This is a genomic window from Janthinobacterium sp. GW456P (genome assembly GCF_002127655.1).
Lineage (GTDB): Bacteria > Pseudomonadota > Gammaproteobacteria > Burkholderiales > Burkholderiaceae_D > Janthinobacterium.
On the sequence record NZ_NEHB01000027.1, the window covers coordinates 40,354 to 60,613 of the forward strand.

The 20,260-nt window shown below is 63.1% G+C and carries 13 protein-coding genes; 5 read left to right on the plus strand and 8 right to left on the minus strand.

All coding sequences use genetic code 11. The features are described 5' to 3' along the window. Positions 1-43: 43 nt before the first annotated feature. Together CBW66_RS21600 and CBW66_RS21605 are read right to left on the minus strand one after the other, a co-directional pair. Positions 44-382: a P-II family nitrogen regulator gene (locus tag CBW66_RS21600; protein ID WP_034758685.1), complete on the minus strand. Its 339-nt coding sequence runs from the start codon at positions 380-382 to the stop codon at positions 44-46. 41 nt (positions 383-423) lie between these two features. After that, positions 424-2,040 carry an NAD+ synthase gene (locus CBW66_RS21605; RefSeq protein ID WP_086139430.1) on the minus strand — a complete coding sequence of 539 codons (1,617 nt, stop codon included), beginning with the start codon at positions 2,038-2,040 and terminating at the stop codon, positions 424-426. An 88-nt stretch (positions 2,041-2,128) separates the two neighbouring features. Here CBW66_RS21605 and CBW66_RS21610 point away from each other — a divergent pair, with 88 nt between their 5' ends. Further along, complete coding sequence (locus CBW66_RS21610; protein ID WP_086139429.1) at positions 2,129-3,262, plus strand: GNAT family N-acetyltransferase; 1,134 nt, start codon at positions 2,129-2,131, stop codon at positions 3,260-3,262. A gap of 51 nt (positions 3,263-3,313) precedes the next feature. On the opposite strand, the gene ppa is transcribed toward CBW66_RS21610, so the two are convergent. Continuing rightward, positions 3,314-3,856, minus strand: a complete 543-nt coding sequence (gene ppa, locus CBW66_RS21615) for an inorganic diphosphatase (RefSeq protein ID WP_086139428.1) — start codon at positions 3,854-3,856, stop codon at positions 3,314-3,316. Between the two features lie 625 nt (positions 3,857-4,481). Between ppa and CBW66_RS21620 the strand changes: the two genes are divergently transcribed. Next, entirely contained in the window at positions 4,482-6,908 is a 2,427-nt protein-coding gene (locus tag CBW66_RS21620) for a membrane-bound PQQ-dependent dehydrogenase, glucose/quinate/shikimate family (RefSeq protein WP_230492148.1), read from the plus strand. An 87-nt stretch (positions 6,909-6,995) separates the two neighbouring features. Here the strand turns inward: CBW66_RS21620 and CBW66_RS21625 are convergent, their stop codons facing one another. From CBW66_RS21625 to hemC, 4 genes are read right to left on the minus strand one after another with little or no spacing between them, the layout of a single operon-like run. Next, a complete protein-coding gene (locus tag CBW66_RS21625) occupies positions 6,996-8,192 on the minus strand; it encodes a heme biosynthesis protein HemY (protein ID WP_086139427.1) in 1,197 nt (398 codons plus the stop codon). Positions 8,193-8,196: 4 nt separating this feature from the next. Beyond that, on the minus strand, positions 8,197-9,345 hold the full coding sequence (locus tag CBW66_RS21630) for a uroporphyrinogen-III C-methyltransferase (protein ID WP_086139426.1): 1,149 nt from the start codon (positions 9,343-9,345) through the stop codon (positions 8,197-8,199). Then, positions 9,342-10,124, minus strand: a complete 783-nt coding sequence (locus CBW66_RS21635; RefSeq protein WP_086139472.1) for a uroporphyrinogen-III synthase — start codon at positions 10,122-10,124, stop codon at positions 9,342-9,344. The genes CBW66_RS21630 and CBW66_RS21635 overlap by 4 nt, the downstream gene beginning before the upstream one ends. Beyond that, positions 10,117-11,097, minus strand: a complete 981-nt coding sequence (gene hemC / locus CBW66_RS21640; protein WP_086139471.1) for a hydroxymethylbilane synthase — start codon at positions 11,095-11,097, stop codon at positions 10,117-10,119. The genes CBW66_RS21635 and hemC overlap by 8 nt, the downstream gene beginning before the upstream one ends. Positions 11,098-11,349: 252 nt before the next feature. On the opposite strand from hemC, the gene ppc reads away from it, so the two are divergent. The 3 genes from ppc to CBW66_RS21655 all read left to right on the plus strand — a co-directional run bounded on the left by ppc (position 11,350) and on the right by CBW66_RS21655 (position 17,364). Continuing rightward, the gene (gene ppc / locus CBW66_RS21645; RefSeq protein WP_086139425.1) at positions 11,350-14,199 is read left to right on the plus strand and encodes a phosphoenolpyruvate carboxylase; all 2,850 of its coding nucleotides are present in this window, start codon (positions 11,350-11,352) and stop codon (positions 14,197-14,199) included. Between the two features lie 177 nt (positions 14,200-14,376). Next, positions 14,377-16,161, plus strand: a complete 1,785-nt coding sequence (locus CBW66_RS21650) for a PAS domain S-box protein (RefSeq protein ID WP_170933015.1) — start codon at positions 14,377-14,379, stop codon at positions 16,159-16,161. 66 nt (positions 16,162-16,227) lie between these two features. Beyond that, positions 16,228-17,364 (plus strand): hypothetical protein, encoded by a 1,137-nt coding sequence (locus tag CBW66_RS21655; protein ID WP_086139423.1) that lies wholly within the window; start codon positions 16,228-16,230, stop codon positions 17,362-17,364. 64 nt (positions 17,365-17,428) lie between these two features. On the opposite strand, the gene rpoD is transcribed toward CBW66_RS21655, so the two are convergent. Beyond that, on the minus strand, positions 17,429-19,981 hold the full coding sequence (gene rpoD / locus CBW66_RS21660; protein WP_086139422.1) for an RNA polymerase sigma factor RpoD: 2,553 nt from the start codon (positions 19,979-19,981) through the stop codon (positions 17,429-17,431). Between the last annotated feature and the right edge of the window lie 279 nt (positions 19,982-20,260).

Consider the following 20,260-nt stretch of genomic DNA (forward strand, 5'->3'; position numbering starts at 1 on the left):
TAGGCTCGAAGAGCCGTAATCCGACGACATTGCTGGCCCAGACTTACACCGCGTCCGGGCCCGTCTCGCCCGTGCGGATGCGGATGACCTGCTCCACGTCGCGCACGAAGATCTTGCCGTCGCCGATCTTGCCCGTGCGGGCCGCCTTGATGATGGCGTCGACCACCAGTTCCGACACGCTGTCGTCCACCACCACTTCGACTTTGACTTTCGGCAAGAAGTCGACCACGTACTCGGCGCCACGGTACAGCTCGGTATGCCCCTTCTGGCGGCCAAAGCCCTTCACTTCCGTCACGGTCAGGCCCGTCACGTTCACGTCGGCCAGCGCCTCGCGTACTTCGTCGAGCTTGAATGGTTTGATGATGGCGGTAATCTGTTTCATGGCTACTCCTTAAAATTGTTGGATTGTGGACAGATGGCTGCTTATTCGTAAAATTTCGACGTAATGGGATAGCGCCAGTCGCGGCCAAAACCACGGTGCGTGACGCGGATGCCCACCGGCGACTGGCGCCGCTTGTATTCATTGATCTTGATCAGGCGCGTGACCCGGGCCACATCGGCCGGCGGGTAGCCAGCCTCGATAATTTCGGCGATCGGCCGGTTTTCTTCCATGTACAGCTGCATGATGCCGTCGAGTACGTCATATGGCGGCAAGGAATCCTGGTCCAGCTGGTCGGCGCGCAGTTCGGCCGACGGCCCGCGCGTCAGGATGCGCTCGGGAATCACGTCCGACACGCCGTTGCGGTACGCGCACAGGCGGTACACGAGCGTCTTGGCAATATCCTTGATCACGGCAAAGCCGCCCGCCATGTCGCCGTACAGGGTGCAATAACCGACAGCCATCTCGCTCTTGTTGCCCGTCGTCAGCACGATGCTGCCATGCTTGTTCGACAAGGCCATCAGCAGGGTGCCGCGGATGCGCGCCTGGATGTTTTCTTCCGTCGCGTCTTCCGCCAGTCCGGCGAACTCGTCAGCCAGGGTGGCGCGGAAAGCATCGAAGGTTTGCTTGATCGGAATTTCATCGTAGCGCACATTGAGGCGTTTTACCATGTCGCGCGAATCGATCCACGAGATATCGGCCGTAAATTGCGACGGCATCATGACGGCGCGCACCTTGTCGGCGCCCAGCGCATCGACGGCGATGGCCAGGGTCAGGGCCGAATCGACGCCGCCCGACATGCCGATCAGCACGCCAGGGAAACCGTTCTTGACTATGTAGTCGCGCACGCCCAGCACCAGCGCCTGGTACACCTGCGCCTCGGTGGTCAATGGCGCGGCCAGCGGCTGCGGCACGGGCGTGGCGCCGTCGAACTCGACCAGTTGCAAGTCTTCCTCGAAGTGGCGCAGCTGGGCGCAGATCGTGCCGGCCGCATCCATGACGAACGAGTCGCCGTCGAAAATCAGCTCGTCCTGGCCGCCGACCAGGTTGGCATACACCAGGGCCATGCCTTGCGCGCTGACATTCTTGCGCATGGTTTCATAGCGCAGGTGCTGCTTGTTCATGTGGTAGGGCGAGCCGTTCGGCACCAGCAGCACTTGCGCGCCGGCCGCGCGGGCGCGCATGGGCGCGTGCTCGAACCACGTGTCTTCACAGATATTGATGCCGAAACGCACGCCTTTCACGCCAAACACGAACGCCTGGTCCGACGACGTAAAGTAGCGTTTTTCATCAAATACGGTAGTGTTCGGCAAGTCATGCTTGCGGTAGGTGCCCAGCACTTCGCCATTGAGCAGCACGGAGGCGGCATTGTGGCGCACGCCCTTCTCGTCCTGCAACGGTACGCCCACCACCACGTGCATATCCTTGAACTGGGCCAGGTCGCGGGCCAGCTCGGCAAACGCTTGCTGCGTTTTTGCGTAGAATGCATTGCGCAGTAATAAGTCCTCGGGTGGATAGCCGACCAGCGACAGTTCCGGCGTCAGCACGATATCGGCGCCCGCCTCAAAGGCGCGGCGGGAAAGGTCGAAGATCTTGGCACGGTTGCCGGCCAGATCGCCGACCGTACTATTCATTTGAGCAATTGCGACTTTGACTGTCATGATGATGGATATTTTCGTTCTATTAAACAAGACAGGGGCGCGCAGGCCGACGGCGGCGCCCCGAGAGTGATGAATGCACACTACAACAATGAATTATCGCACGGCTATCGTCACTACCCTGGCGGAAATTGGCGAAGCGGCCTGGTCTGAACTGCTGGCGCGCCAGGCGGATAGCAATCCCTTCCTCTCGTATGCCTTTTTGCACGCGCTGCATGAGTCCGGCTGCGCCAGCGCGGACACGGGCTGGCAACCGAATTACCTGGTGCTGTGGCAAGGCAAGACGCTGGCCGCCGCCCTGCCCCTGTACTTGAAAATGCACTCGTATGGCGAATACGTGTTCGACTGGGCCTGGGCTGATGCCTATCAGCAGCATGGCCTCGAATATTATCCGAAACTGTTGTCCGCCATTCCCTTTACGCCCGTCAGCGGCACGCGCCTGCTGGCCCGCGATGGCGAAGCGCGCGCCGCCCTGCTGGGCTTCCTGCAGGCGCAGCAGCAAGCCAGCGAGGTCTCGTCCTGCCACATCCTGTTCCCGCCGGAAAGCGAGGCGCGCCAGCTGGCCGAGGCCGGCTACCTGATGCGTAGCGGCGTGCAGTTTCACTGGCTCAATCCCGGCTATACCGATTTCGAGCAATTTCTCGCCACCCTGGAACACAAGAAACGCAAGAATATCCGCGCCGAGCGGCGCAAGGTGCGGGAAGCGGGCGTGACCCTGCGCCAGGTGCGCGGCACGGAAGCGACAGACGCGGACTGGAAACTGTTCCACCGCTGCTACAGCAATACCTATGCGGAACACCGCTCCTCGCCCTATTTGTCGCTGGACTTCTTCCGCCGCATCGGTGCCAGCATGCCGCAGAACATTTTATTGGTGATCGCCGAGCGCGAAGACCGGGCTATCGCCGCCTCGCTGCTGATCCACACAAACGACACCCTGTATGGCCGCTACTGGGGCGCGCTCGAGCACGTGCCCTGTCTGCACTTCGAGACGGCCTACTACCAGCCGCTGGAATTTTGCATCGCCAACGGCATCACCACCTTCGAAGGCGGCGCGCAGGGCGAGCACAAGATGGCGCGCGGCTTCCTGCCGCAAAAGACCTGGTCCGCCCACTGGCTGGCGCACCCGGCCTTTGCCGACGCCGTGCAGCGCTTCCTCGAGCGCGAACGGGGCGGCATCGACGCCTACCTCGATGAATTGAACGAGCACAGTCCGTTTCGCGCATAAAAAAACGCTCCCGGCCATACCTGGCGGGGAGCGTTCTTTTAACAGCTGCTGTTAGGCTTTTGCGGCATCGGCCTTGTAGGCGGCGACGCCGCCCAGGATTTCTTCCTTGGCCACTTCAGGGCCATACCAGCCGTCGATCTTGACCCATTTGCCTTTTTCCAGATCTTTGTAGTGCTCAAAGAAATGCTGGATCTGGCGCAAACGCAGTTCGTTCAAGTCTTCCGGCTTTTGCCAGTGGCTGTAGATCGACAGGACCTTGTCGACTGGCACGGCCAGCACTTTCGCGTCTTCGCCCGACTCGTCGGTCATTTTCAGCACGCCGATAGGACGGCAGCGCACGACCACGCCCGGGATCAGCGGGAATGGGGTGATAACCAGCACGTCCACCGGGTCGCCGTCCGGCGACAGGGTGTTCGGCACGTAGCCGTAGTTGCACGGGTAATGCATGGCGGTACCCATGAAGCGATCGACGAAGATCGCGCCGCTTTCCTTGTCGACTTCGTACTTGATCGGATCGGCATTCATCGGGATTTCGATGACGACGTTGAAATCGTTCGGCAGGTCGCGGCCGGAAGAGACGTTATTCAAACTCATGGGGTTCCTCATTAGCGGGTGGTGTTTTAACCGCGCAATTATAGCGAAGTACAGGCAGCTTGTGCGATGCAGCAGCGGCCCGCCGGCGTTTTGCGCGTCCTGCCAGCAACAGTGGCCAGCACGGCCGTCCGGCACGCGCAAGTTGCTGCCGAGAGAATAAACAAGCCATTGGGAATAATAAGCAGAAACACTTAAGTATTACTACGGTCAGCCCCGAGTTAATACCTGAAATATCGTCATATTTTCATTTCAATATCACCATACAGTAGACATGGTTATCATAAGCGGCATTGTATTTATTGCAGCAAGTTATAACAACTGTTTCAGTCTTATTCTTCCCGAATTGCCTGCGCGCGATGACGCGGCCGTCTCAACACCCATGGTCATCAAGCCTCCCAGCCCCGCAAGTCCCTCATCCAGCATAATCTTTGCGCTTATTTGAAGCATTTATTTGATTCAAATGACGGCCTCGCCAAAAAATGGCGCGACCAGAAGACAATCATCGATTCTGATAAACTGTCATATTCTGGTGATTCCAAACTTTGTATATTCTGCAATCGACGCCTTCCCTGAATTCAATATGGCGCTTTCAACGCGCCACCGATAAATCCTTGCAAAAAGGAATATGATGATTCCCTCTTTCCGGCCCGGGCCTTTATTAAAGGTCACCGGCGTTATTTTCATTCTGTTTGGCCTCGCCCTGCTGGGCGGCGGTATCTGGCTGGCCACGCTCGGCGGCTCCTGGTACTACTTGCTGGCCGGCATAGGCATGCTCGTTGCCGGCGTGCTGGTGTTCCAGGGCAAGCGCAGCGCGCAAGCTTTCCTCGCCTTCTTGCTGCTCGCCACCCTCGTCTGGTCCGTCATCGAAGTGAAATTCGACTGGTGGCAATTGCTGCCGCGCCTCGACATCTGGTTCGCCGCCGCCGCCTGGCTGCTGCTGCCCTTCGTCAGCCGCCGCCTGGCGCCACCGGCCGCAGCGAAACAGGGACAATTGGGCAAGACGGCCCTGTCCGCCGCCGTGGCCCTGACCGTCATCGCCGGCGTCATCGCCCTGTTCCAGGACTACCATGACCTGCATGGCGACGTGCCGGCCGAAAACATGGCCGCCACCGCTGCCGGCGACCTGGCGCCCGGCGTCGAGCACAACGACTGGTCCGCGTATGGCCGCTCCGGCTATGGCGACCGCTACGCCCCGGCCGCGCAGATCACGCCCGCGAATATTTCCGGCCTAAAAGAAGCGTGGACTTACCACACGGGCGACTTCAAGGGGCCGAACGATCCGGGCGAGATCGCCAATGAAGTGACGCCGCTGAAGGTCAATGACATGCTGTATCTGTGCACGCCGCACAATATCGTCATCGCCCTGAACCCGGACACGGGCAAGGAAATCTGGCGCCACGATCCGAAGATCAACCGCGACGCGGCCAGTTACCAGCACATGATCTGCCGCGGCGTCGCCTACTGGGACGTGAACGCGGGCCGCGCCAAGAACAACCCGGCCCCCGAAGCGGCCGGCATGGAATGCCCGCGCCGCATCCTGGCGCCGACCATGGACGGCACCATGATCGCCGTGAATGCCGATACGGGCGAGTCGTGCAAGAGCTTTGGCCACAACGGCGTCGTCAACCTGTATAAAAACATGGCCATGATCAAGCGCGGCTTCCTGATGCCGACTTCGCCGCCGGCCGTCTCGCAGAAAATGGCCGTGATCGCCGCCAGCGTGACGGACAACCATTCGACGGAAGAGCCGTCGGGCGTGATCCGCGGCTACGATCCCGTCACGGGCAAGCTGATGTGGAACTGGGATCCGGCCACGCCGGAAGATACCAAGCCTTTCCCTGAAGGCAAAAACTACACCAACAACTCGCCCAACTCGTGGGGCGTGGCCAGCATCGATGAAAAGCTGGGCATGGTCTACATTCCGATGGGCAATGAAACCCCCGATACCTGGGGCGGCAACCGCAACAAGAACGGCGAGAAATTCAACAGCGCCATCGTCGCGCTGGACCTGGCGACCGGTAAAGTGCGCTGGGTCTACCAGACCGTGCACCACGATATCTGGGACATGGATATCGGCGGCCAGCCTAGCCTGGTCGACATCGACACGCCGAAAGGCAAAGTGCCGTCCGTGGTCGCCACGACGAAACGCGGCGACATCTACGTGATCGACCGCCGCGACGGCAGCCTGGTCGTGCCGGCGCCGGAAAAACCCGTACCGACGAGCAACCCTGCCGCCGGCGACACCCTGTCGCCCACGCAGCCGTTCTCGGCCCTGACCTTCCTGCCTGAGCGCAATATCAGCGAAGCGGACATGTGGGGCACGACGCCGTTCGACCAGCTCGCTTGCCGCATCATCTTCAAGGAACGCCGCTATGAAGGCCCGTTCACGCCGCAAACGGCCGGCAAGGGTGCCGTCATTTCCCCGGGTCCGCTCGGCATCTTCGAATGGGGCGGCGCGGCCATCGACCCCGTGCGCCAGTTGTTGATCGTCAACCCTGACTACATGGGCTTCCTGGAAAAACTCGTGCCGCGCGCGGAAACGACGGCCAAGGGCGGCACGGGTGGCGAAATGGGCTTGCAGCCGCAGACGGGCGTCCCGTTCGCCGTGGAAATCAAGGCCTTTTTGTCGCCGCTGGGCTTCCCATGCCAGGCGCCGCCGTGGGGCTATGTGGCCGCCGTCGACCTGCGCACCATGAAAAAAGTGTGGATGCACAAGAACGGCACCACGCGCGACAGCGGTCCCGTACCGATCCCGTTGCCACTGGGCGTGCCCAGCCTGGGCGGCATGGTCACCACCGGTGGCGGCGTGACCTTCCTCAGCAGCACACTCGACTACTATATCCGCGGCTACGACGTCAGCAACGGCAAAGTCATCTGGAAAGCCCGTTTGCCAGCCGGCGGCCAGGCTACGCCGATGAGCTATGTGTCGAACAAGTCGGGACGCCAGTTCGTCGTCGTCATGGCCGGCGGCCACGGCTCGCTGGGCACCAGGATGAGCGACACTCTGGTCGCGTATGCCTTGCCGGAAGACACTGCCGTACCGAAGAAGTAAATAGCAACGCACTCCACCTTGGGGAGCGCACATAAAAAAAGCCGTTCAGTCTGCACTGAACGGCTTTTTTACGTCTGAATACTCACATTACAGGATGGTGGCCAGCGCGCACTGCCGGTAATGGGCGGCAGCCTGTTCCGTCTGCTGCAAGGCGTCGTGCATCTGCGCCAGCTTCAGGTGGGCGTCGCGCACCATCTGCGGCTCGTTCGCGTCCGACAAAGCCTGCTCCAGGTGGCGGTGGGCCTTGCCCCACAGCTTTTGCTTGAGGCACAAGGTACCCAGGGTCAACGCCAGTTCCGCATCGAGCGGACGCTGTTTCAGCCATTGCTCGCAATGCTCGATCTGCAGCAGCAGGGCCGGCGTGCCGGCGGGCGCCGCCGCTTCGCGGTAGGCGCGCACGACGCGCTCGTCCCAGTCGGCGGCCAGCGACTCTTCGCACACGAGGCGCGCTTCGTCATGCAGGCCGCGCGCATTCAGGGCCGTGGCGGCGCGGCAGGCGATATACGGCTTGACCCGGTCGGCGCTTGGCACGGTCGACCACACGCGCATCAGCGATTCGGCGTCATGCGAAGGGTCGGACAGCAAATGGTCGTAAGCCAGTTCGCGCAGGCGTGACGACAAGGCCGGATGCAGGGCGCGGTGCTTGTCCAGCGAACGCACGAGGCGCAGTACTTCCGGCCAGTTCTTCGCCTGCTGCTCGGCTTTCAGCGACCATTGCAGCGCGTGGATATGGCGCGTGCCGCTGGCGTTGAGTTCGCGCACGGCGGCCAGCGCCGCTTCCGGCTGGTGGTCGTCGACCAGCAATTCCGTCACCGTCATCAGACGGGCCGTCTTCAGGCTGGCGTCGCCTTCGACGCGGGCCAGCCAGCTGTCGCGGCGTTCGGACTGGCGCATGCGGTGCGCGGCGCGCGCGCCGATCAGCGCGGCCAGGCCGGCGTTTTCGTCCAGTTCGGCGGCGCGCAAGGCGGCCTTCTCGGCATGGCCGAAACGGCCTTCGAACAGGGCTTTCAAGGCTTCGCGCAAACCCTTGTTGCCATCGCGCTCACGCTTGCGCTGGCGGTAGGCCGCCACCTGGGCCGGCATGCGCACGGTGGCGCGCACGGCGCGCACCAGCAGGTACAGCAGCACGAACAGCACGACCTGCAGCAGCAGGAAGAAGTTCAGCGACAAATCGATGCGGTAAGGCGGATAGAACAGCACCACGTTGCCAGGGTTGAAACGGGCCGTCACGGCGATACCGATCGCCGCGGCCATCAGGGCGAGTAACCAGAGAAATAGACGCATGGGCTCAGGACTTCGCTTTGTAGTTGCGCACAGCAGTCAGGCTGTCGGACAAGGTTGGCATTTCGATGGTCAGGTTGCTGCCCTGCACCTGGCGCAGCAGAGCTTGCGCCGTCTGCGTGCTCTTGGCGCGGGTGTCGAAATACTTGGCCAGCGCATCCTGCGCGGCGATCAAGTCGTTGCGGAACGCCGTCTCATTGCGCGACAACAAGGCCATGCGGGCATTCAGCAAGCGCAGCTTGACGTTTTCGCGCAAGAAATACGATTGCGTCGGCGACAGCATCAGCGCTTCCGGCGTATCGACGCGGCGGATGCGGATCAATTGACGCACGTCGGCCCACATGTCGCCGCTCCAGGTATTGAAGCCGTCGCGCACCTTTTGCAGCAGCGGTTCCGGCGCCGGCGGTCCCACCAGCTTGCCGCTAGCATCGCGCACGGCCTTGGCCTTGCCCGGTTTTTCCGGCGCGGCCGGCAAGGCCGGCGTTTCGTCGGACAGCATCGGCAAGGAATCGACCTGGGCGATCACGGCATCGAGGCGCAGGGCCACGCCCGTCGAATCGACGCTGGGCAGAGCCTTGAGTTTTTCCATGTCGCGCCCGATGGCGCGGCGGATGGTGATGAATTGCGGCTTGTCGGAACGCGACAGGCTGCGGTCCGCGTTTTGCAGGGCGATCAGCGCGCCGGGCACGTTGCCGGCCAATTGCAGCTGCTGGCTGGCCGTCGACAGCACTTGCTCGATTTCCGTCAACGCCCACTCGTCGCGGTTCTTCGACAAGTCGTTATACAGTTGTTCCAGGGCCAGCTGCTGGCTTTGCGTTTCGCTCTGGCGGTTTTCCAGCGCACCCACCTTGATTTCCAGCTCTTTCGCGCCTTCTTGCACGGTGCGCGCCAGCACGCCCGTTTCGGCGTTGCTGACATCGCCCTTTTGCAGGCGCTTGGCCACTTCTTCGCGCAGGTTGCGGATCTGCTTGCTGGACGACCAGCTTTGCGCCGCCAGCAGCACGGCCAGCACGATGACGGCGATGCTCATGGGCTTTTGCAGCTGTTCCAGCAGGGTCGGCGCGCGGCCGGCAGGTTGGTCGGCCGCCTGCGGCGCCGTCTTCACGGCGCTGCCAGGCGTTGCATTCGGTTCGGAGAGTGTAGGCATTTCGTTCATGGTCGTGATTGTAACGCGGCGAGCACTCCTGCGTCGCCTGATCCTGTCAGGGTGACACGGGCAAAACCCAGGGCCGCCGCCGTTTGTGCAATGCGCGCGTGCGGCACGATCAGATGTTGCTGTTGCATTTTCACAACAGCCGTCTTTTCAGCATCCAATTCCTCAAGAAGCGCCAGCAAACCGCGCAGCGCTTCCGAGCTGGTGATGATCCAGTCATTATTATGCTGCAACAGGTTTTCCAGGGTCGCCCGCAAGGCCGCCGTCAGCGTTGGCACCTTGCGGCGGTAGGCCGTGACGAACTCGACTTCGGCGCCGGCGGCGCGCAAGCCCTCGGCCAGGTAATCGCGTCCACCATCGCCGCGCACGATCAGCACGCGCTTGCCGTGCAGGGCCGGCAAGTCCAGCGCCAGCAGCAGATGTTCGGAATCGCTGCGCGCCGTGTCGAGCGGGCTGGTGATGGCCGCGTTGGCGTCCGTGACGCCATGCGCGGCCAAGGCCAGGCGGCTGCCCTCGCCCACGACGGCCAGCGGCACGCCTGGCGGCCAGGCGGACAAGTGCGCAAAGACGCAGTCGATGGCGTTCGGCGAGACGAACGCCACCAGGTCGTAATCGGCCAGGCGCGCCAGCACGGCTTGCAGCTGCGCGCATTCATCTGCGCCGTCGAGCGCGTGGATTTCCAGCAGCGGCAGCAGGGTCACGGGCCAGCCCAGCGCCGCGATCCGGGCGGCCAGCGGCCCCGCTTGCGCCGCGGGCCGCGTGATCACCACGCTGTCAGGCATGCGGCGCCAGGCCTTCATGGTTGTCCGGGGTGACGGCGCACGAGGCGAGGATGCCGGCGGCGTCCTGGCCGCGCAGCAGTTCGGCCACCTGTTCGCCCAGCAGTTCAGGCGCGCCGGCCGGGCCTTCGAGCTCGGCGCTGGCCATGCGCGCGCCGTCCGGCGTGGCGACCATGGCGCGCAAACGCATCTGTTCACCTTCGACGGTGGCGAAGGCTGCCAGCGGAATCTGGCAGCTGCCGCCGAAAATCTTCGACACCTTGCGCTCGGCCGTGACGGCTTGCGCCGTGTCCGTGTGGTTCAGCGGCGCCAGCAGGGCCGTCATGTCGACGCCGTCGGCGCGCCCGGCGCGCACCTCGATCGCCATCGCGCCCTGGCCGGCGGCCGGCAGGCTGTCTTCCGGCGCCAGCACGGCGCGGATGCGCGACGCCAGGCCCAGGCGTTTCAAGCCGGCGGCGGCCAGGATGATGGCGGCGTAATCGCCACGGTCCAGCTTGCCCAAACGCGTGTCGAGATTGCCGCGCAGGGGCAGTATCGTCAGGTGCGGATAGCGCGCGGCGATCAGCGACTGGCGGCGCAGGCTGCTGGTGCCGACGACGGCGCCGTGCGGCAGCTCGGCCAGGCTGGCGTAATCGTTGGACACGAACGCGTCGCGCGGGTCTTCGCGCTCGAGGATGGCGGCCAGGGCAAAGCCTTCCGGCAACTCCATCGGCACGTCTTTGAGCGAATGCACGGCCAGGTCCGCGCGGCCTTCTTCCATCGCCACTTCCAGCTCCTTGACGAACAGGCCCTTGCCGCCTACCTTGGACAGGGCGCGGTCCAGAATCTGGTCGCCGCGTGTGGTCATGCCGAGAATTTCAACGCTACACTGCGGATACAGGGCGGCCAGGCGCGCACGCACGTGTTCGGCTTGCCACATGGCAAGACGGCTTTCGCGCGTGGCGATCACCAGGCGGGAAGGAATATTTTGGGTCAATTCGGATGCTTTCAAAACAAGTTCTTTCGCTGTGGCTGTCGTTGTCGTTGCCAATTCGCCCGTCCGATATCAATTTGTATCGGAATGACGCCCGGCCTCGCTATAATCGTTATCCCTTAGCCTAGAAGGCCAAGTCAGGCTAGCGTCCATGTTGAAGACCACAAATTTTATCATGCGTCCCCTCCCCTCTGCGGCCAAACGCCCGGTGCGATCCACATTCCCTTGCTTTTACACTTACTTTGGTTCTTTATTATGCTCAATGACGCAGTAGCACCAGAAATAGTCCCGGCGGCCGGCTCCGACAAGGACGCGCCGCTGAAAGAAGATATCCGCCTGCTGGGCCGCCTGCTGGGCGACGTGCTGCGCGAACAGGAAGGCGACGCTGTCTTCAATGTGGTGGAAACCATACGCCAGACGTCCGTGCGCTTCCGCCGCGAAGCGGACGCCGACGCCGCGCTGGAACTCGACGCCATGCTGAAGGAACTGAGCCGCGAACAGACGATTTCCGTCGTGCGCGCCTTTTCCTACTTTTCGCACCTGGCCAACATTGCGGAAGACCAGCACCACATCCGCCGCCGCCGCGCCCACCTGCTGGCCGGCTCGCCGGCGCAAAAGGGCAGCGTCAGCTTCGCGCTGAAAAAACTGCGCGCCGCCGGCGTGCCGCGCAAGACCGTCGACACCTTCTTCCAGGACGCCCTGATCGCCCCCGTGCTGACGGCCCACCCGACGGAAGTGCAGCGCAAGAGCATCCTCGACGCCGAGCACGACATCGCCCGCCTGCTGGCCGAGCGCGACCTGCCGCAGACGCCCAAGGAACGGCAGGCCAACATGCAGCTGCTGCGCTCGCGCGTGGCCACCCTCTGGCAGACGCGCATGCTGCGCTACTCGAAGCTGACGGTGGCCGACGAAATCGAAAACGCCCTGTCCTACTACCGCATCACCTTCCTGCGCGAACTGCCGGGCCTGTACGACGACATCGAGGAAGACATCGCTTGCGAGTACCCGAACGGCAACGGCACGATCGAGCCGATCAATGCCGCCTACGTGCAGATGGGCAGCTGGATCGGCGGCGACCGCGACGGCAACCCCAACGTCAACGCCGGCACCATGCAGCACGCGCTGGCGCGCCACGCCACCACCATCCTCGACTTTTACCTCGACGAAGTACACGCGCTGGGCGCAGAACTGTCCGTCTCGACCCTGATGGTGGGCGTGAGCCCCGACCTGCAGGCACTGGCCGACCAGTCGCCGGACGCCTCGCCGCACCGCAGCGACGAACCGTACCGCCGCGCCTTGATCGGCATCTATGCGCGCCTGGCGGCCACGGCCCGCGCGCTGGGCGCCACCAACATCCTGCGCAAGGAAGTGGGCGCGGCGGCCGCCTATCCCGACGCGGCCGCCTTTGTCGCCGACCTGCGCACCATCGTCGCCTCGCTCGAGTCGCACCACGGCGCGGCCCTCGTGCGCCCGCGCCTGGCCACCCTGGCGCGCGCGGCCGACATCTTCGGTTTCCACCTCGCGTCGCTCGACATGCGCCAGACTTCCGACGTGCACGAGCGCGTGCTGGCCGACCTGTTCGCGAAAAGCGGCGTGGCCGCCGACTACACGACCCTGTCCGAGGAGGACAAGCAGGCGCTGCTGCTGAACGAACTGGCCCAGCCGCGCCTGCTGTACTCGCCCTACATCGCCTACGCCACGGAAACGGATTCCGAACTGGCCATCCTGCGCGCGGCGCGCGACATCCGCCAGCGCTACGGCGCGCGGGCCATCCGCAACTACATCATTTCGCACACGGAAACCGTGTCCGACTTGCTGGAAGTATTGCTGCTGCAAAAGGAAACGGGCTTGCTGCGCACCGACTGGCAGGCCGGGGGCGACGGCGACAGCACGTGCGAGCTGATGGTCATCCCCCTGTTCGAAACGATTCCCGACCTGCAGCGCGCGGCCGGCATCATGAGCCAGCTCATGGCCTTGCCGCTGGTCAAGCAATTGATCGCCAAGCAAGGACAGTTGCAGGAAGTCATGCTCGGCTATTCCGATTCGAACAAGGATGGCGGTTTTCTCACCTCGAACTGGGAACTGTACAAGGCGGAACTGGCATTGGTGGCGGATTTCCAGAAGGCAGGCGTCAAGCTGCGCCTGTTCCATGGCCGCGGCGGCACGGTGGGCCGGGGCGGCGGCCCCAGCTACGAGGCCATCCTGGCCCAGCCGCCGGGCACCGTCAACGGCCAGATCCGCCTGACGGAACAGGGCGAGATCATCGCCTCGAAGTTTTCCAACGCGGAAATCGGCCGGCGCAACCTGGAATTGCTGGTCGCCGCGACCCTGGAAGCGAGCCTGGCGCCGCAGGAAGCCCATCCGGCCCGCACCAGCCAGCTGGCGCAGTTCGAAGCCGTGATGGCGCAGCTGTCGGACCTCGCCTATCACGCCTACCGCCACCTTGTGTATGAAACGCCGGGTTTTACGGAGTATTTCTTCTCGGCTACGCCGATCGCGGAAATCGCCGAACTGAACCTCGGCTCGCGTCCCGCCTCGCGCAAGGCCAACCAGCGCATCGAAGACTTGCGCGCCATTCCCTGGGGCTTTTCCTGGGGCCAATGCCGCTTGCTGCTGCCGGGCTGGTTCGGCTTCGGCAGCGCCATCGAAGCGTGGATCAACGATGGCGAGCCGGCGTCGAAGGATGACAGGATCGCCACCCTGCGCGCCATGTACGCCGAATGGCCGTTCTTTGCCACCCTGCTGTCGAACATGGACATGGTGCTGGCCAAGACGGACCTGGCCATTGCCTCGCGCTATGCGGAACTGGTGGCGGACCAGAACTTGCGCGAACGCATCTACAAGCGCATCACGGACGAGCACGGCAACACCTTGCGCTGCCTGGAGCTAATCACCGGCAACACCGAGCGCCTGGCGGGCAATCCGCTGCTGGCCCGCTCGATCCAGAACCGCTTCGCCTATCTCGACCCGCTGAACCATTTGCAGGTGGAATTGATCAAGCGCAACCGCGTCCTGTCCAGCGCCAGTAAAGTCGATGAAAGGGTGCACCGCGGCATCCAGCTGTCGATCAATGGCGTGGCAGCAGGCTTGCGTAACACGGGCTGATCGCGCCGTATCGCCATCGGTACACAGGGGCCGGCACCGCAAGGGCCGGCCCTTTTGCTTTCCAAATGGAAAAATATTCTCAATAAAACAACATTTGGTATTACACTAACGTCGAATACTTTTCCCACTCCGGCGCCACGTGCACCGCAGCGGCCAACGATGACGCCAGGGACGCGTATGAGCAAATGGTCGATTGAAACGCTGAGTACGGCATGCGCCGCCCTCGTCCTGGTCATGCTGGGCTGGCTGGCCGGCGCGGCCTGGCAGAAACTCGACTACTGGGAACATGTCTGGCTGTTGCTGCTGCTGGCGGCAGCCGCCGGCACGGCCATGTGGCTGATGCACAAGCTGCGCGCCCACCTCGCCAGCACGCGCTCGCAGCTCGATGCCAGCACCATGCGCTACCGCCACCTGAGCGAGACGGCGCAGGACGGCATGTGGCAAACGGATGCGCAAGGCACGATATTGCATATCAACCAGCGCCTGTGCGACATGCTGGGCCTCCCCGCCGAACTGCTGCTGAATCATTCCATGGATGAGTTTCACGACGAGGCCACCTTGCTGCGCCTGTGCCCGCTGCGCCAGACAGCCGCAGATAGCTGCATGGGAGAACTGCAATACCGGCACAGCGACGGTTCGGAACGCTGGGCGATGATCAGCGGCCGCCGCCTGTACGACCAGCAGGGCAAGCTGACGGGCGCGCTCGTGCTGGCCAGCGACATTACCGAACAAAAGCGGGCCGAACATGCCTTGAGCGTCGCCCATGCGGAGCTGGAAAGCCGCGTGGCCCTGCGCACGGCCCAGTTGCTCGATGTCAATCTCCAGCTGTCGGCGGAAATCGCCATGCGCGCGCAAACGGAAGCGGCCCTGGCGCGCAGCGAAGAACGGCTGCAGGACATCATCTCCATGATGCCCCTGTCGCTGTTCCTCAAGGATGCCGATTCCCGCATCGTGCTGATGAACCAGGCCTGCGAGCAGCAATGGGGCGTGCGCCAGCAGGACATTGCCGAAGGGCGCGACTTGCAGCATTTCCCCAGCGACCAGAACGCGGGCTTCCACGCGGCGGACCAGGAAGCGTTTGCCAGCCGCAAGGTGGTGATACGCGAAGAACTGGTATGGAACGCACAGCTGCAGGAAAATCGCCTGCTGCAGACGCACAAGAAACCCATCTTCGATCCCGAAGGGCGGCCGCAGATGATCATCGCCATGGCCATTGACGTCACCGACAGCAAGCGCAACGAGGAAAACCTGGAGCGCACCCTGGCCCAGCTGCGCGAACTGAGCGACCACCAGCAAACGATCAAGGAAGAGGAACGCCGGCGTATCGCGCTCGACATTCATGACGACCTGGGCCAGAACCTGATGGTGCTGCGCATCGATGTGTCGCTGCTGCACGCGCGCACGGCCAAGACCCACCCGCGCCTGCACCGCCATGCGCAGCGCGTGCTCGACACTATCGACACCACCATCCGCTCGGTGCGCACCATCATCAATGACCTGCATCCCAGCACCCTCGAACTGGGACTGGGTCCGGCGGCCGAATGGCTGCTCCGCCAGATGGAGGGCCGCGGCGCCATCCGCTACCGGCTCACGCTCGACAGCGAGGCGCCGGACCTGGGCCTGGACCAACGCCAGACCTCGGCCATCTTCCGCGTGCTGCAGGAATCACTGTCGAACATCGTGCGCCACGCCCAGGCCAGCGAAGTGGAAGTGGCTCTGGAGCAAGATGCGGATTCCATCATCCTGCGCATCAGCGACAACGGCATCGGCATGCAGCCGGGCGACGACGGCAAGCGGGCCGCCTTCGGCCTGAAAAGCATACGCGAACGTGTCCACGCGCTGGGCGGCGAACTGCGCATCGACAGCCAGGCGGGTCGGGGCACGGTGCTGACCATCTACCTGCCCCACGCCGCCAGGCGCGCCATGCCGGCCATGTCCGAACACGAGAATTACCAAAAATAGTAGCAAATTAGGTATGCTTTTTTGGCAAACAAAAGTATAGTAAGTTTTTTCCTTAAGGAAACTATCATGCTGCCACGCTTTTCCCACCTTCCCGCCCCAGTGCTGGGCCTGCTCCTGCTGGCCGCCGCCCCCATCGCCAGCGCCACCATCTATGCCGAACGGGGCTTTGGTGAAAGGGATGGCAACGGCAGTATCGCTTCCGACCTGAACCCGGCAGGCCTGGTGGCCGGCATCATCATGGAAGAAGAAGGACGGCGCCGTGCCGTGACGTATCAGCATGGCCGCCTCCGCGAGCTGGGCACCCTGGGCGGCGATGAAGGTTTTACCAAGGCCATCAATATCCATGGCGCGGTGGTCGGTTCGGCGCAAACGGCCAGCGGCGCCTGGCACGCCTTCCGCTACGACGCGGCGGACGGCATGCGCGACCTGGGCACCCTGGGCGGCACCAGCAGCTATGCCACGGCCATCGCACAAGGCGGCCAGGTGGCCGGCTATGCCGACACGAGCGGCGGCGATTTCCACGCCTTTGTGACAAAAGCCGACCACAGCCTGCAAGACCTGGGCACCCTGGGCGGCGCCAGCAGCTATGCCAGCGGCCTGAACAGCCATGGCGTGGTGGTGGGCACGGCCCAGCGCGGCGATGGCTACCGCCGTGCCTTCGTCTACCACCCCGGCGCGGGCATGCGGGAAATCGGCACCCTGCCCGGCGGGCGTATCAGCTCGGCCACCGCCATCAATGACGCGGGCCTGATCGTGGGCGCCTCGGAAACGGAAAAACGCCGCTGGCACGCGTTTGCCTGGGATGGCAAGCGCATGCTGGACCTGGGCGCCATGATCGGCCAGGGCGACAGCTACGCCACGGCCGTCAATGCGGCCGGACACGTCGTCGGCAGCGTCAACATCAACGGCTTTGAACCGATGACCTTTGTCTACAAGGAAGGCGTGATGACGGTGCGCCGCCGCGACGACGGCCTGTACCTGACCAACAAGATCACGGACGCCGGCCTGGTGGTGGGCGCCGTCTACACGGGGCATAAATTCCAGGCCTTCGCCGTGCCCTCGCAAGCATCGCCGCCGCCGCGCCGCAACCCGCTGGACTGGTTCTTTCTGACCGTCATCGCCGCCGCCTGCGGCGCGGCCCTGTTCCGCGCGCGCCGGCACATGCGCGCCGGCCTGCTGGGACAGCGCCGGCATTTGCTGTAAATCAGCACAGGCCGGGACGAAAAAAAAGAGGCTTGCGCCTCTTTTTTTATTGCCTGCTGACTGCTTAGTTTTGCGTCAGGAAGGTTTTCAGCTTGTCCGAACGCGAAGGCTGGCGCAGCTTGCTCATGGCTTTCGCCTCGATCTGGCGGATGCGCTCGCGCGTCACGTCGAACTGCTTGCCCACTTCTTCCAAGGTGTGGTCGTTCGACATTTCCACGCCGTAGCGCATGCGCAGCACTTTCGCTTCGCGCGGCGTCAGCGAGTCCAGCACTTCCTTGATCACGTTGCGCATCGAGGCGTGCAGCGCGGCGTCCAGCGGCGCCAACGTCGTGTTGTCTTCGATGAAGTCGCCCAGTTGCGAATCGCCATCTTCGCCCATCGGCGTTTCCATGGAAATCGGCTCTTTCGCGATCTTCATGATTTCGCGCACCTTGTTTTCCGGCATTTCCATCTTGACGGCCAGGGTCGCCAGGTCCGGCTCGCTGCCCGTTTCCTGCATGATCTGGCGCGAGATGCGGTTCATCTTGTTGATCGTTTCGATCATGTGCACCGGCACGCGGATGGTGCGCGCCATGTCGGCGATCGAACGCGTGATCGCCTGGCGTATCCACCAGGTGGCGTAGGTCGAGAACTTGTAGCCGCGGCGGTATTCGAACTTGTCGACGGCCTTCAGCAGGCCGATGTTGCCTTCCTGGATCAGGTCGAGGAATTGCAAACCGCGGTTGATGTATTTCTTGGCGATCGAAATCACCAGGCGCAAGTTGGCGACCGTCATTTCGCGTTTCGCGTGACGCGCGCGCTTTTCGCCGGCCGCCATCTGCTTGTTGATCTTGCGCAAGTCAGCCAGCGGCAGCGCCACGCGCGCCTGCAGGTCGATCATCTTCTTTTGCAGTTCCTTGACGGCGGGCACGTTGCGGCTGAGGATGGCGCTGTACGGATACTTGCAATCGACTTCGCGGTCGACCCATTCCAGGTCGCATTCATTGCCCGGGAACACCTTGATGAAGTGGGCGCGCGGCATGCCGCATTTGTTCACGCACAGTTCCAGCACGGCGCGCTCGATGTGGCGCACTTCTTCCATCTGGCCGCGCAGGGTGTCGCACAGCTTTTCGACGACCTTGGCCGTAAAGCGGATGCCCAGCAATTCCTGCGAAATGGCTTCCTGCGCCTTGATGTAGGCTTTCGAGTTGTAACCCTCGGGCGCCTTGCGCATCTTGTCGTACTGCGTCGAAATGACGTTGAATTTCTCCAACGCATTCTTTTTCAGCTGGGCCAGTTGCTCGCTGGAGAAACCGGCAGCACCGCCATTGGCGTCGCCGTCTTCTTCCTCGGCTTCTTCTTCCTCTTCCTCGTCGTCACCGCTGGCGGCGGCGGGCGCGGGAGCGGCGGCGGGTGCCGGGGCATTGCTTTCGTTCAAATCGACAAAGCCGTCGACCACTTCATCGACCTTGATTTCGTCGCGCGCGATTTTTTGCGACAGCGCAACAATTTCGCCGATGGTGGTCGGGCAGGCGGAAATGGCCTGGATCATGTCCTTCAGGCCGCCTTCGATGCGTTTGGCGATCTCGATCTCGCCTTCGCGCGTCAGCAGCGCCACGGCGCCCATTTCACGCATGTACATGCGCACGGGGTCGGTGGTGCGGCCGAAGTCGGAATCGACCGTCGACAGGGCGGTGGCAGCTGCCGCTTCCACTTCATCGTCGCTGGTGACGGTGGCGACGTTGTCGGTCAACAACAGGCTTTCCGCGTCAGGGGCGCGCTCGTAGACGGCGATGCCCATGTCGTTGAAAGTGGCGATGATGCCTTCGATCGCTTCCGGATCGATGATGTTTTCCGGCAATTGGTCATTGATCTCGGCATAGGTGAGGAAACCGCGTTCCTTGCCCATGTTGATCAAGCCCGTGATCTGCTTGCGGCGGCGCTCCAGGTCCGCTGCCGAGGCTTCCGGATCGCCCAGCGCGTCCGCCAGGCCGCCCTTGGCCTTGCGGTCGCGCGCTTTCGACACGGCCTTCAGTTCGGCGCGCTCGACGGCGTTCAGTGCCGCCACTTCATCGTTTTCCGGCGTGAATTCGCTCGGCTTGCGGCCGCGGCGGCCTGGCACCTTGACGGTCGGCAGGAAGTAATTCGAGGTGTCGATGGCGGCCAGGGCATCGGCGTCCGTGGTCTTGCTGACCACTTGCGCGCCGGTGATGATGGTCACGGGCGCTGCCTCAGGCTTGGCGCGCACGACTTTCGAGCGGGCTGCCGTCACCACCTTGTTCGTGGCGGCGCTTTCGCTGACCTTGCGCGGCGCGGCCGGGGCCTTGGCGCCAGGGGCGACCTTCACGCTTGGCGTTTTGGCCGGTGCGGCGTCGGCCACCTCGGCCACCTCGGCAACGGCTTCGACAGCCGCCACTGGCGCTTCGACAGCCGCATCGGCCGGCGGCACGGCAGCCAGGCGCGAGCGGCTTTTCTTCACCACGGTGACGACGGTGGGCGCCGTCGTGACGGTCGCTTCCGGATTCGCTTGCGCATTATCGATGAAGTAAGATAAAGTCGTTTTGGGTACGGCAAGTGGCGCCGCGGCTGGGCGTGGCGCCTTGGCGGACAACGTTAAAGTTTTTGGCGTATTCTTCATGAGATATCTCTTAATGCGAGACCAGATGGTGTCGGCGCGAAGTGAATGATTCCACCTAAGCCTGCGAAACCGGACTCGATGGAGCGTATTGTTGCGGCTGCCGTGTTAACGGCAGCGGCGCCTGTCTATCGGGACGTTCAAAGCCCGCGCATCCGGCATGCGGAGCGGCGGACCGTACGGCGAGGCCGAAGCCGGGTCAGATAAATAGGCGATGTACATTGCGGAATGAAAAAAAGCCCGTACCAGAACGGGCTTGAATCTATTGTTGTTCAGTGAAGA

Coding starts and splice junctions, on each gene's coding strand:
- CBW66_RS21630 (WP_086139426.1), bottom strand. CDS start 9,345: ATGAACGAAATGCCTACACTCTCCGAACCGAATGCAACGCCTGGCAGC.
- CBW66_RS21635 (WP_086139472.1), bottom strand. CDS start 10,124: ATGCCTGACAGCGTGGTGATCACGCGGCCCGCGGCGCAAGCGGGGCCG.
- CBW66_RS21610 (WP_086139429.1), top strand. CDS start 2,129: ATGAATTATCGCACGGCTATCGTCACTACCCTGGCGGAAATTGGCGAA.
- CBW66_RS21620 (WP_230492148.1), top strand. CDS start 4,482: ATGATGATTCCCTCTTTCCGGCCCGGGCCTTTATTAAAGGTCACCGGC.
- CBW66_RS21625 (WP_086139427.1), bottom strand. CDS start 8,192: ATGCGTCTATTTCTCTGGTTACTCGCCCTGATGGCCGCGGCGATCGGT.
- CBW66_RS21650 (WP_170933015.1), top strand. CDS start 14,377: ATGAGCAAATGGTCGATTGAAACGCTGAGTACGGCATGCGCCGCCCTC.
- rpoD (WP_086139422.1), bottom strand. CDS start 19,981: ATGAAGAATACGCCAAAAACTTTAACGTTGTCCGCCAAGGCGCCACGC.
- CBW66_RS21600 (WP_034758685.1), bottom strand. CDS start 382: ATGAAACAGATTACCGCCATCATCAAACCATTCAAGCTCGACGAAGTA.
- CBW66_RS21605 (WP_086139430.1), bottom strand. CDS start 2,040: ATGACAGTCAAAGTCGCAATTGCTCAAATGAATAGTACGGTCGGCGAT.
- ppa (WP_086139428.1), bottom strand. CDS start 3,856: ATGAGTTTGAATAACGTCTCTTCCGGCCGCGACCTGCCGAACGATTTC.
- CBW66_RS21655 (WP_086139423.1), top strand. CDS start 16,228: ATGCTGCCACGCTTTTCCCACCTTCCCGCCCCAGTGCTGGGCCTGCTC.
- ppc (WP_086139425.1), top strand. CDS start 11,350: ATGCTCAATGACGCAGTAGCACCAGAAATAGTCCCGGCGGCCGGCTCC.